This is a genomic window from Caballeronia glebae, from assembly GCF_001545035.1.
GTDB lineage: Bacteria > Pseudomonadota > Gammaproteobacteria > Burkholderiales > Burkholderiaceae > Caballeronia > Caballeronia glebae.
Window position 1 is genome coordinate 90288 of sequence record NZ_FCOJ02000006.1, and the last position, 12582, is coordinate 102869.

Consider the following 12582-nt stretch of genomic DNA (forward strand, 5'->3'; position numbering starts at 1 on the left):
CACGCATTGCGTCGTCCGGAGCGGGCGCGCGCCACATCACAGGCAACCACAGGCCAAAGATCGATGCAAATTCTTCCCGATTCCCTGTCTCTTGCCGAGACCGCCTTTTTCTTCGATTTCGACGGCACGCTCGTCGAGCTCGCCTCGACGCCCGACGGCATCTTCGTGCCGCGCTCGGTGCCCGACATTCTCGCCGCGTTGAGACGCGCGACCAACGGTGCGGTCGCGGTCGTGTCGGGCCGTGGCATCGACAACATCGACTCGTTCCTGGAAATGGCCGATTTGCCCGTTGCGGGCTTGCACGGCGCGGAACGGCGCGATTCGAACGGCGACGTGCAGCGCATCGGCTTCAACGACGAGCGGCTGCTTCGTATGGAGCACGCGCTCGAAAAGGTCGTCAACGCGAATTCGGGCATGCTGCTCGAAATCAAGGGCGCGGCGCTCGCGCTGCATTTTCGCAATGCGCCCGACCGCGAACCGGCCGCGCGCGCGGCAACGCAAAAGCTCGTCGCGGACTACGCCGACGCCTATGTTTTGCAGCCGGGCAAGATGGTCTACGAAATCAAGCCGAAGGACGTCGACAAGGGCCGCGCGGTGCGCGCGTTCATGAGCGAGCCGCCGTTCACGGGACGCAGGCCGGTGTTCATCGGCGACGATCTCACTGACGAAAAAGGCTTTGCGGTGGTGAACGAATTCGATGGCCTTTCGATCAAGATCGGCCCCGGCGATACGGTGGCGCGCGCGCGCATCGAATCGGTCGAACTGCTGCTCGACTGGCTGCAGGTGATCGCGGGCACAGCGGGGAAGCACGCGTGAGTCGGCTGATCATCGTATCGAATCGCGTCGCGCCGATTTCCGAAGGCGGACCGGCCGCGGGCGGGCTCGCGGTCGGCGTGTACGACGCGCTGAAGGAAACCGGCGGCATGTGGTTCGGCTGGAGCGGGGACGTGCTCACGTCTCTTCCCGAAGGCATCAAGCTCGAAGAACACGGGCCGGTGACTTTCGCGACCATCGGCCTCGTGCGGCGCGATTACGACCAGTACTATCGCGGCTTTTCCAACGCGACGCTCTGGCCCGCGTTTCATTATCGGCCGGACCTGATCGAGTTCGACCGGCACGAATATGACGGCTACTGTCGCGTGAATCGCTGGCTCGCGGCGCAACTCGCGCCGCTGCTCAGGCCCGACGACGTGATCTGGGTGCACGACTATCACCTGATTCCGTTCGCGCAGGCGCTGCGCGCGCTGGGCGTGGGCAATCGCATCGGCTTCTTTTTGCACATTCCGTTTCCGGCGTCGCAGATTCTGTTGAGCGTGCCGCGTCATCGCGAACTGGTCGAGGCAATGTGCGCGTTCGATTTGCTCGGATTTCAGACGGAGCCGGATCTGCGCGCATTCTGCGATTACATCGAAACGGAAGCGGGCGGCGCGTTGCAGCGCGATGGCGCGAAGCCGGTCGAGATCCGCGCGTTCGGCCAGACGCTGCGCGCGTCGGCGTATCCGATCGGCGTCTATCCGGATGAAATCGCCGCGCTCGCGAAGGATGGCGAAAGCGGGCGCGACGTCGAAATCGTCAAGTCGACGCTGCATCATCGCAAGCTCGTGATGAGCGTCGATCGCCTGGATTATTCGAAAGGTCTCGTCGAGCGGTTTCGCGCGTTCGAGCGGCTGATCGAGCACGATCCGCATCAACGCAACAACGTGTCGTTTCTCCAGATCGCGCCGCCGACGCGTTCGGATGTCGACGCCTATCGCGACATTCGTCTGCAACTCGAAGCGGAATCGGGCCGCATCAACGGCCGATATGCCGAGCTGGACTGGACGCCGATTCGCTACATTCATCGCCAGTACGAGCGGCCGGTGCTCGCGGCGCTGTTCCGCGAGGCGCATGTGGGGCTCGTCACGCCGTTGCGCGATGGCATGAATCTCGTCGCGAAGGAATATGTGTCGGCGCAGGACCCGGACGATCCGGGCGTGCTCGTGCTCTCGCAGTTCGCGGGCGCGGCGCGCGAACTGACGGCGGCGCTTATCGTCAATCCGCTCGACATCGACGGCATGGCCGACGCGCTCGCCGCCGCGCTCAAAATGCCGCTCGCCGAACGCAAGGCGCGCTACGACGAGATGTACGCGCAAATGCGCGACAACAACGTGTCGGTGTGGCGCGACAACTTCCTACGCGACTTGAAGACGTGAAAAAGGCCGCGTTCCTTTCGGGAACGCGGCCTTCCAGTGCGCCAAGCGTTCAAGCCGGCTGTTTGTGCGGCGTCGCGACGATCGACGGCAACTTGCCGTGCTGCTTCGCGAGCAATTCGCGATACAGCCCCGGACGATCGCGCAATTCCTGCGGCGAACCGTCGTCGATCACCTTGCCCGCGCTCATCACGATGATGCGGTCGAAGTTCTGCAGCGTCGACAGACGGTGCGCGATCGCGACCACCGTGCGGCCGACCATCAGCCGGTCGAGCGCCTGCTGAATCGCTTCTTCCGAAGCACTGTCGAGCGCCGACGTCGCTTCGTCGAGCAGCAAAATCGGCGCGTTTTTCAGAATCGCGCGCGCGATCGCGATGCGCTGGCGCTGTCCGCCGGACAACTTCACGCCGCGGTCGCCGACGATCGTGTCGAATCCTTCCGGCATCGCCTCGATGAAATCCGTGCAGCGCGCCTCACGCGCGGCGGCGAATACTTCCTCGCGGCTCGCTTCCGGCCGGCCGTAGGCGATGTTCTCGAACACGGTGCGGTGAAACAGCGAAATATCCTGCGGCACGAGCGCGATCGCATGACGCAGGCTGTCCTGCGTGATCGCGCCGATATCCTGGCCGTCGATCTTGATGCTGCCCTTCTGCGTCTCGTAAAAGCGCTGCAGGAGCGCGAGCACGGTCGACTTGCCCGCGCCCGACTTGCCGATCAGCCCCACGCGCTGACCCGGCTCGATATGCAGATGGAAGTTGTCGAGAATCGCCCGGCGGCGCGGATACGCGAACGTCACGCCGTCGAAATCGACGCGGCCGCCCTGCGGCACGAGTTCGGTCGCGTCCGAGCGGTCCGGCATGCCGTGCGGCTCCAGCAGCGTCTGCACGGCTTCGGCGAGACGCGCGACGTGCTGCGTCACATCGACGAGCGCCACGGCCAGGTCGCGCGTGCCGTGGAGAATCGTGAAGCCGAGCGAGCTGACAAGCACGATATCGCCCGACGTCGCGCGACCTTGGGACCACAGCCACAGCGCCCAACCGAGCAGGCCGGCGGAGAGAATCGCCGTGACGACCGCGTGGAACAGGCGCAGCTTTTCGAGGTACAGCAGACTTTGCTGGCGCGCGACCATTTCGGCCTTCACGGTCGAGCCGAAGCGCTTTTGCTCGCGGAAAGTCATGCCGAACGCACGCACGAGCGCCATGTTGCCGATCACGTCGACGAGTTCGCCGTCCACCGACGCCGCCTTCGACGCGAAACTGTGATGCCGCGCCGAGCCGCGTTTCGCGAGCCGATAGAGAATCAGCGCGAGGACCAGCGACGCGGTCATGAGACCGGCGGCCATCAGCGGATTGACCGCGACGATCATCACGATGGCGCCCACCACCGCGATGCACGGCGGCAGAACGTTCCACGCCATTACGTTCTCGGAGGTGTAGATCGCGTTCGAGGTCGCCGTGATCCGGCTCGCGAGCATGCCGGGCTGTTTCTCGGAGAAGTACGTCGGCGAGTGGCCGGACAAATACGAGAAGAGATCGCGGCGCAAGTCGCCGGTGACGATCACGAAGACGTGCGCGCCGACCCAGCCGCCGACCCGCCACAGCATGTTGTCGGCGGCGATCAGCCCGACCAGGATCATGAACGCGCCCCATAACGGGCCGGGATGTCCGCGGCCTTGTCCGAGGACATCGATCAGATGTTTGATCGCGTACTGCGAGGCGAGGGCGCAGCCCACTGCGGCGAACACGCTTAAAAGCACGATCGAATGCGCGACGGGGTGACGGCGGATGTAGCGCATCAGGAACGCGAGCGGCCGATGCGCGTAGCTCGAAAGCTTCGCGTTGTGCGCGTTACGCTGGGAAACGGTGAGTTGGTCCAATGGTCTTTTTGGTCGTAGAGCGGTTGAGCGTGTGTTGCGCCTTCGGGCGAACTGACGTCAAGCGAGGCGACGCTGCGCCGTCTCCATCTTGAATTGTAGCCAGTATCGCGCTGCGGCAACGCGTATTCGGGCGTATGAAGTTCGGCGCATGTGGCCGTCCGAGCATCATCCACGGAAAAAATTGGGTGTCGCAAGCATTCTGGCCGACGGCATGGGCGCGCATTGTAAGCACATTGCACGACTTTTTGCGATGACACGCACGCGGACGGAGTGCGCGCCGATCCGCGGCAGCCAAATGAACAGCACGTGTCGCGCCCGACATGCGGTCCGGCGCCGCAAAGAGCTGAAGCGGCGGGTTCCGTGGCTCGAAGTGCGGACCGCCGCCCGAGCATCGCCGAAGCCCGTGCTCCAATTTAGAACAACCTTAATAAACAGGGGTTTGCAAAGTGTATCCCCCGTGTAACAAGGTAAATAAGTTGAAATGACTGCACGCGCGGGTCTGTAAAGGGCCCCATAATTCGATCCGGGTTTGCCCTTAGGCCATCGACAGGTTTTTGCAAGTTCTCGTCAACCGCCGCAGCGGACGCGCGTTAATTGCTGGCGCGCGGCGATTTTGAGATGCGGAACCGAAATTGCTTCATCTGAACGCCTGCGCGACCCAACCCGGTGATTAGCGACCCCGCTTTTTCACTCGAGCATCAGCCTTTGCGCCGCGGCCGTCGCGCCGCGGAAAGCTTCGCCCGAGCCGAGCGATTCGCTTCCCAACGTCAACATGACCGTAGTACTTGCCTGATTTTTCATTAGGAGTTTCACGACATGCGAATCGCTCAAATCGCGCCCCTCCACGAGGCTGTTCCGCCGAAGCTGTATGGCGGCACGGAACGCGTGGTGTCTTATCTGACCGAGGCACTCGTGGATGCTGGACACGATGTCACGCTCTTCGCGAGCGGTGATTCGCAGACGTCCGCGAAGCTCGAAGCCTTCTGGCCGCAGGCGCTGCGCCTCGATCCGACCATCCGCGACACGATGGCGCCGCACATGTTGCTGCTCGAAGAAGTCTGCCGCCGCGCCGACGAATTCGACGTGCTGCATTTCCACATCGACTACTATCCGTTCTCGCTGTTCGCGCGTCAGCCGGTGCCGTTCCTGACGACGATGCACGGCCGTCTCGATCTGCCCGAACTTCAGCCGGTCTTCAACACGTTCAACGACGTGCCGGTCATCTCGATTTCGGACAACCAGCGTCAGCCGCTGCCGCAGGCGCACTGGCTCTCGACGGTGTATCACGGTCTGCCGGAAAACCTGTTGAAGCCGATCCCGAACGTGGAGCCGGGTTATCTCGCGTTCCTCGGCCGCATCTCGCCGGAAAAGCGTGTCGACCGCGCAATCCGCATCGCGCAGGCCGCGGGCATGAAGATCAAGATCGCGGCGAAGCTCGACAAGGCCGACCGCGCGTACTACGAAGAAGAGATCAAGCCGCTCTTCGCGCTGCCGCACGTCGAGTACATCGGTGAAATCAGCGAAGCCGAGAAGACCGAGTTCCTCGGCAACGCCCACGCGCTGCTGTTCCCGATCGACTGGCCGGAGCCCTTCGGCCTCGTGATGATCGAAGCAATGGCTTGCGGCACGCCGGTGATCGCGTTCAATCGCGGCTCGGTGCCGGAAGTGATCGAGAACGGCGTCTCGGGCTTCGTCGTCGAAGACGAACTCTCGGCGATCGCCGCCGTGAAGCGCCTCGACACGCTGTCGCGCAAGAAGGTTCGCGCCGCGTTCGAAGCACGCTTCTCGTCGAAGGTCATGGCCGCGAACTACGTCAAGGTGTATGAAGAACTGCTGCGCCAGAAGCGCCGCACGGTTTTGCGCGAAGCCAACGCGAGCTAAGCCAAGTCTTGCCGCCTCGCGCGGCGTCGGCTACAAAACAACGCCCCGCGTGCCTCAAGGTACGCGGGGCGTTGTCGTAATAGCACATTCGGGCAGGCCTTACGCGCGACAGACCGCGCTACGCTTGTGAAACCTCTGACGACATCCGTAATCTCCCTATAATGACCGGGCTTCGCGATGCGCGGAGCGGCATGCATCGCACGTGGACAGGAGTATTTCTTTTGGCGAGACCCAAGCAAATCAGCGCGAGCCCGGCGCCGGGCGCGGGCACCGTGTTCGCATTGCGCGCCATCGGGCTGGTGCTCGCGGCGCGCTGGGCGTTATCGATGTCGCAAATGGGGTATCTGTCCTCGCTGCGCGCGATGACTTCCTCGCCGTGGGCGTGCGTGAACCTCGTCCTGATCTTTCTTCTGATCGTGCTGCCGGGCGCGAAGGCGCGCACGGAGCGGCCGCTGCATCCGCTGCCGCAATGGCTGCGGCAGGCATTACGCTTCATCGCGCTGCTGGCTTTCGGCTTCGCGATGTTTTCCGTCGGCGCGTTCGTCTGGAGTTCCGGATGGCGGCGCTTCACGCAGGCGCTCGCCGAGAGCAACGGCTGGCTCATCGTCGGCCCGGCGCTCTATGCCATCGTCATGTGGATCTGTCATCCGCGCGCGCTCTGGCGCACGAATATCGCGGCGCGGCGCTTCGCGATCGGCCGTTATGCGATCTCGCTCGATCCCGTCACGCGTACCGCCGTCGTGTGGGCGGAAAGCCGCAAGCTCGGCCAGTACGATGCGCGTGAGTTGTCGGTGAAATGGCCGGCGCCGCCGCCGGATGTCTCGTCGTCCACGACCCTGCTCACGCCGGCCACCGAGCCCGCCGCGCCGTCCATCCGCGCGAGCGGCGAAGTGCGGCGCGGCCTGTTCGCGCGCCGGCCGAAAATCGAATTGTTATGGGACTCGCCGGCCGCCGCCGGGCACAATCGCACCACCGTGTTCCGCGCGCCGCTCGCGAGCGAAGGCGATCGCAGTGCGGCGCGGGCGCTCGACGCATCGCTGCGTCAGGTGTGAGCCGTTCGCTTTCGTTCGTCGCCGTTCGTTTCTGCAAGCCGACATTGCCGTACACGTCGTTCCTGTCTCTTAAGGGAGGAAAGGATGTTGATACGTTGGTTGCTGGCCGCGCTTCATCTTCTTGCTTTCGGTTTCGCGCTCGGCTCGGTGCTCGCGCGCGCCCGCGCATTGCGGCGGCTCGATCCCGCCGAGTCCATTCAGGCGAACGAACTGCGTCTGCGTGACGTGTTCCGCCCGGATTCGGTGTGGGGCGTCACCGCGATCGTGCTGATCGTCACGGGCGTGACGCGCGCGTTCGGCGGACTGGAGAAGGGCGGCGCGTACTATCTGCACGAGCCGCTTTTCCATCTGAAGATGACGGCGCTCGTCGTGATTCTCCTTATCGAAGTCTCGCCGATGCTCGCGCTGATCCGCTGGCGCATCGCCGTTGCGCAGGGCGGGCCGATCGATCTCACGCGGGCGCGGCGCTTCGCCTGGCTGAGCGATCTGGAAGCCGGACTCGTGATCGTGATGGTGATCGCCGCGAGCGGGATGGCCCGGGGCGTGTGGGCATCGTAAGGTCGTCGTGTCGACCATTCGCCCGTTTGACCGGCTAAAAATGAAAAAGGCCCAAGTCGTGAGACCTGGGCCTTTTTATCTTCGGTGCTTGTCTTTACCAACACCAGAATCCTGGTGGGTAGTACTGGGATCGAACCAGTGACCCCTGCCGTGTGAAGGCAGTGCTCTACCGCTGAGCTAACCACCCGAAGAGAGACGAGATTATGTCAGGGGTTTCGGGTTTCGTAAAGAGCTTCTTAAAGCAAATCGCAAAAATTACGCAGGAACCGCATCGCCTTCCGCGGGAGCGGGTTCCGTGCGCCAGACGCTCGTGCCTTTGATTGCCTTATCGAGATCGCTCAGCACGGCTTCGTGCGCGGCGAGCTCGTCCGCGCTCGCGGAAATCACCGGCAGATCGAGATCGTCGAACGCGATACGCGAAGCGGCATCCGAGCCCGACGCGTGCTGATCGCCGAGCATGTCGATGACGAGGCTTTCCTGGCCGCGCGTCATCGACAGGTAGACCTCCGCGAGCAGTTCCGAGTCGAGCAGCGCGCCATGCAGCGTGCGATGCGCGTTGCTGACGCCGAAGCGGTCGCACAGCGCGTCGAGCGAATTGCGCTTGCCGGGGAACATTTGCTTGGCTTGCGCGAGCGAGTCGATCACGCCGGCGCAGGTCTCGGAGACTTTCGGCAGCCCGAGCTGCGCGAATTCCATGTCGAGAAAGCCGACGTCGAAGGGCGCGTTATGAATGATCAACTCCGCGTCCGCGATGAAGTCGCGCAGTTGCGCGGCGATCTCCGCGAACTTCGGCTTGTCGCTCAGGAATTCAGTGGTGAGGCCGTGCACGGCGAGCGCGCCGGGATCGCTGTCGCGTTCCGGATTCACGTAGATGTGCAGGTTGTTGCCCGTCAGCCGGCGGTTGACCAGCTCGACGCAGCCGATTTCGATGATCCGGTCGCCCGTCCTCGCGTTCAGACCGGTGGTTTCGGTGTCTAGTATCAGTTGGCGCATGGTTGGCGTGTATTCGTTTAGTTGTCCGCGAGCGAGCTCACGCCGCGATTGGCGAGCGCATCGGCGCGTTCGTTCTCGGGATGGCCGGCGTGGCCCTTGACCCAGCGCCATTCGATCTCATGCCCCGCGACGAGACTGTCGAGGCGCTTCCAGAGATCGGCGTTCTTGACGGGCGTCTTCGCGGCCGTCATCCAGTTCTTTTTCTTCCAGCCGTGAATCCATTCGCTAATGCCTTTCTGCACATATTGCGAATCGGTGTGAATGATCGCGCGACACGGGCGTTTCAACGCCTCGAGCGCGGCGATCACGGCCATCAGTTCCATGCGGTTGTTGGTGGTCGCGGCTTCTCCGCCGAACAGCTCCTTTTCCTGCGAGCCGAAACGCAGCAGCGCGCCCCAGCCGCCGGGACCGGGATTGCCTTTGCAGGCGCCGTCCGTGTAGATGTCGATTACCTTGTTCGATGCGGATTCTTGAGTCATCAATGCTCGTTGCGAGTCTCGTTGCGCGTGTGCGGAGCGGCGACTGGAGCCAGGCCAGGCGCGAGCGCGGGTTTCTTCAGCTTGCGCGGACCGATGAGACGCATGCCGCGCACGCGCTTCACCGCCGTGATCATGTATGCCGCGCCGAAAATGGGCCACCAGCGGTCGCCGGCGGCTTCCATGAATTGATAGCGTTGCAGCCATTTGTCGTTGACGAGCGGCGGACGATAGCAGCCGAAGCGCCCGCGTTCAAGATCGAATCCGAGCAGCTTGATCCAGTCTTTGATGCGCGTGAACGCGATCATCTCGTGAGCCGATGGCACGAACGGCCGTCCCGCCACCTTGCCGAGCGATTGTCGCGCCCCCCACAGGCTCAGCGAATTGAAGCCGAGAATGATCAACTGGCCTTCGGGCACCAGCACGCGTTCGGCTTCGCGCAGCAGCCGGTGCGGGTCGGGGGAGAATTCGAGCGTGTGCGGCAGCACGAGCAGATCGACGCTTTGCGCCTCGAAAGGCAGGTCGAGCAGATCGCACCACACGGTGCTGCGGCCATCGGGCGCGCTCGCGGCGGGCAGCGCGCTCACGCCGGGCATGGTCGCGCGCGGCGGCGTGTACGGCGCGCTCGACGCGCTTTCGGCATCGAGCACGAGCGCGCGGCCGGTCATGCGATTTTCGCGCAGCGCGTCGAGTTGCGGCATGCCGAGCTGCAGCGCGTGATAGCCGAAGACGTCCGACACCACGTGATCGAGCTGCGCCTGCTCCCATTCGAGCACGTAGCGTCCGGGCGCCGAGCTTGTCCAGGTGGGCCAGTCTATAATCGATCGGTCAGACATGTTCGGATTGCCGCATAGATGATCGCCATGAATTCGCTTGCCAAGAAATCGCCTGCTCAGGATGCACTCGAATACGTGCCGGTCCCGGCATTCGAGGACAACTACATCTGGCTCGTGTCGGACTCGCGCGATGCGGTCGTGGTCGACCCCGGCGACGCCGCGCCCGTCGAGGCCTATCTGGCCAAACGCGGTTGGCGGCTGACCGCTATTTTACTCACGCACCACCATCACGACCACGTCGGCGGCGTGAAAGCACTCCTCGATAGCCGAACGGCCACGGGGGGCATTCCCGTCTACGGCCCGGCTGGCGAGCGCATCGAGCATCTGACCCAGCGCGTCGCGGGTGGCGACACGGTGCGCATCGCGCGGCCGGCGCTGGAGTTTTCCGTGATCGACGTGCCGGGTCATACAGCCGGGCACATCGCGTATTTCCAGGCGGGCGACCCGCACGGGACGCCGCATCTTTTCTGCGGCGACACTCTGTTCGCGAGCGGCTGCGGGCGTCTCTTCGAAGGCACGCCGCAGCAAATGCTCGGTTCGCTCGACGCACTCGCCGCGCTGCCGGAAAACACCCAGGTTCACTGCGCGCATGAGTACACGCTCTCGAACATCAAATTCGCGCGCGCGTGCGAGCCTGACAATGCCGCGCTGCTGCGCTGGAGCGAGGACGCGAAGGCGTTGCGCGCCGCCGGTAAGCCGACTTTGCCGACGACCATTGGTCACGAAAAAGCGGTGAATCCGTTCCTGCGCGCGGACGTGCCGGCCATTCACGCGACACTCGCGTCGCAATTCGGCGCGCCGGTTTCGGACCGGCTCGAAGCGTTTCGGATGATGCGCGGCTGGAAGGATAAGTTCCGCTAACTCAGAAATATGTGGGGCCAACTTCAACCGAAACGTTGGAATCGACGTTAGATACAGGATTTTGCAGGGGTTTTACGCGCATTCCCATTGACGTCTTAAGTGCTGTTCCGTACTATCGGCTCCAAATTTCCAAGCATATCTTTTGGAATCAGACGTTCCATGCGACTAATCCTTAGCGCGCTGTCCGTCCTGATGCTCGCCGCGTGCGCGAGCCAGGGACCCACAGCGTCAGATCTTATTTCAGCGTCGGCTTCATCCGCCGCTTCGCAGCAACAGCAGCAAAAAGTCGCCGACACGATTCGCCGTACTGCAGCCGCCAAGGAAACCATCGACGTCGACAAGACGCCCGTGACCTCGCTCGCCGGTTCGTCCGATCTCTGGAACCGCATACGCGGCGGCTTCCAGATTCCCGATCTGCAAAGCGATCTCGTCGACATGCAGGTGAACTGGTACGCGCAGCGCCCCGACTATGTCGAGCGCATGACCACGCGCTCGCAGAAGTACCTGTATCACATCGTCGAGGAGCTGGAGCAGCGGCACATGCCGACCGAGCTCGCGCTCCTGCCGTTCATCGAATCGGCTTACAGCCCGCAGGCGCTGTCGGTCGCGAAGGCCGCGGGCATGTGGCAGTTCATGCCGGGCACGGGCCGCGACTACAAGCTGAAGCAGAACATGTGGCAGGACGAGCGCCGCGACGTGCTCGCGTCGACGTCCGCCGCGCTCGATTACCTTTCGCGTCTGCATGACATGTTCGGCGACTGGCATCTCGCGCTCGCCGCGTACAACTGGGGCGAGGGCAACGTGCAGCGCGCGATCGCGCGCAACGAGGCGGCGGGCTTGCCGACCGACTACGAAAGCCTGCGCATGCCCAACGAGACGCGCAACTACGTGCCGAAGCTGCAGGCCGTGAAGAACATCGTGAGCAATCCGCAGATGTACGGTCTCGCGCTGCCCGACATCCCGAATCACCCGTATTTCGTGACGGTCACGACCGCGCGCGACATCGACGTGACCATGGCTGCGAAGCTCGCCGGCATGAGCGTGGAGGAATTCCGCTCGCTGAATCCGTCGTTCGCGAAGCCCGTGATTCTCGGCGCGACCAATCCGCAGATCCTGCTGCCCTTCGACAACGCCACTTCCTTCCAGCGCAATCTTTCGTCGTATTCGGGCGCGCTGTCGTCGTGGACCACGTACACCGTCACCGAGCGCGCGCGTCCGGCGGCGATCGCCGACAAAATCGGCGTGGACGCGGACACGCTGATGTCCGTCAACCGTATTCCGGCGGGCATGCGCCTGAAGCCGGGCTCGACGATCGTCGTACCGCGCACGGACGACGACGACGAGGACATCAGCGCCGATGTCGCGGCGAACGCGATGCTCGCGATCGAGCGCGACGTGCCCGACACGCGCAAGCTCGTAATCCGCGTGCGCCGCAAGCAGTCGATCGGCACGCTGGCCGACCGCTACAACGTATCGCCGGCGCAGTTGCGCGCGTGGAATCGCACGCACGGCGAGATGTTTATGCCGGGGCAGGTGGTCGTGCTGCATGTGCCGTACGGCCGTTCGGTGCCGGCCGAGCCCGGCCCCGTGCGTGTGGAGACGGTGGCGGCGTCGAGCCGTTCATCGGGCGGCGTGTCCAGGATCGGCACGCGCGCGCCCGAGCCGAAGTCCTCACGCGGCGGCAAGACGACCGCCCATTCGTCGGGGAAGGTGACGAAAGTGTCGGCTTCGACGGCATCGAACGCGGCAAAGCCCGCCGCCTCGGCCAAGACTACGAAGCCGGCCGCCGCGTCCAAGAGCAGCAAGAAGAAATAACATTGGCGGTTTGCCCGAGCGATAACCCGCGCCGTCACCAAGGTG

At 63.7% G+C, this 12582-nt stretch carries 11 protein-coding genes and 1 tRNA gene; 7 read left to right on the top strand and 5 right to left on the bottom strand.

The genetic code is table 11. From position 1 onward, the window contains the following. Positions 1 to 63: 63 nt before the first annotated feature. Together otsB and otsA are read left to right on the top strand one after the other, a co-directional pair. The gene (gene otsB / locus AWB82_RS06095) at positions 64 to 816 is read left to right on the top strand and encodes a trehalose-phosphatase (protein ID WP_086966254.1); all 753 of its coding nucleotides are present in this window, start codon (positions 64 to 66) and stop codon (positions 814 to 816) included. Further along, complete coding sequence (otsA, locus tag AWB82_RS06100) at positions 813 to 2192, top strand: alpha,alpha-trehalose-phosphate synthase (UDP-forming) (RefSeq protein ID WP_086966255.1); 1380 nt, start codon at positions 813 to 815, stop codon at positions 2190 to 2192. Before otsB ends, otsA begins: the two co-directional genes overlap by 4 nt. A gap of 49 nt (positions 2193 to 2241) precedes the next feature. Here otsA and AWB82_RS06105 read toward each other — a convergent pair whose 3' ends face one another. After that, complete coding sequence (locus AWB82_RS06105; protein ID WP_086966256.1) at positions 2242 to 4065, bottom strand: ABC transporter ATP-binding protein; 1824 nt, start codon at positions 4063 to 4065, stop codon at positions 2242 to 2244. An 816-nt stretch (positions 4066 to 4881) separates the two neighbouring features. Here AWB82_RS06105 and AWB82_RS06110 point away from each other — a divergent pair. From AWB82_RS06110 to AWB82_RS06120, 3 genes are all read left to right on the top strand, one after another. Beyond that, positions 4882 to 5946, top strand: coding sequence for a glycosyltransferase family 4 protein (locus AWB82_RS06110; protein ID WP_086966257.1), 1065 nt, complete (start codon positions 4882 to 4884; stop codon positions 5944 to 5946). Between the two features lie 221 nt (positions 5947 to 6167). Then, positions 6168 to 6998 (top strand): AEC family transporter, encoded by an 831-nt coding sequence (locus AWB82_RS06115; protein ID WP_086966258.1) that lies wholly within the window; start codon positions 6168 to 6170, stop codon positions 6996 to 6998. A gap of 84 nt (positions 6999 to 7082) precedes the next feature. Further along, positions 7083 to 7556 (top strand): DUF2214 family protein, encoded by a 474-nt coding sequence (locus tag AWB82_RS06120; RefSeq protein ID WP_200818053.1) that lies wholly within the window; start codon positions 7083 to 7085, stop codon positions 7554 to 7556. Positions 7557 to 7668: 112 nt separating this feature from the next. Here the strand turns inward: AWB82_RS06120 and AWB82_RS06125 are convergent. From AWB82_RS06125 to AWB82_RS06140, 4 genes are all read right to left on the bottom strand, one after another. Further along, positions 7669 to 7743: transfer RNA gene (locus AWB82_RS06125), tRNA-Val, on the bottom strand. A 68-nt stretch (positions 7744 to 7811) separates the two neighbouring features. Continuing rightward, a complete protein-coding gene (gene dnaQ / locus AWB82_RS06130; protein WP_086966259.1) occupies positions 7812 to 8549 on the bottom strand; it encodes a DNA polymerase III subunit epsilon in 738 nt (245 codons plus the stop codon). A 17-nt stretch (positions 8550 to 8566) separates the two neighbouring features. Further along, a complete protein-coding gene (gene rnhA / locus AWB82_RS06135; protein ID WP_086966260.1) occupies positions 8567 to 9028 on the bottom strand; it encodes a ribonuclease HI in 462 nt (153 codons plus the stop codon). Further along, complete coding sequence (locus tag AWB82_RS06140; RefSeq protein WP_086966261.1) at positions 9028 to 9861, bottom strand: class I SAM-dependent methyltransferase; 834 nt, start codon at positions 9859 to 9861, stop codon at positions 9028 to 9030. The genes rnhA and AWB82_RS06140 overlap by 1 nt, the downstream gene beginning before the upstream one ends. Before the next feature lie 18 nt (positions 9862 to 9879). Here AWB82_RS06140 and gloB point away from each other — a divergent pair, with 18 nt between their 5' ends. Beyond that, complete coding sequence (gloB, locus tag AWB82_RS06145) at positions 9880 to 10722, top strand: hydroxyacylglutathione hydrolase (RefSeq protein WP_086966262.1); 843 nt, start codon at positions 9880 to 9882, stop codon at positions 10720 to 10722. A gap of 159 nt (positions 10723 to 10881) precedes the next feature. Next, positions 10882 to 12537, top strand: coding sequence for a transglycosylase SLT domain-containing protein (locus AWB82_RS06150; RefSeq protein WP_086966263.1), 1656 nt, complete (start codon positions 10882 to 10884; stop codon positions 12535 to 12537). The last annotated feature ends 45 nt before the right edge of the window (positions 12538 to 12582 follow it).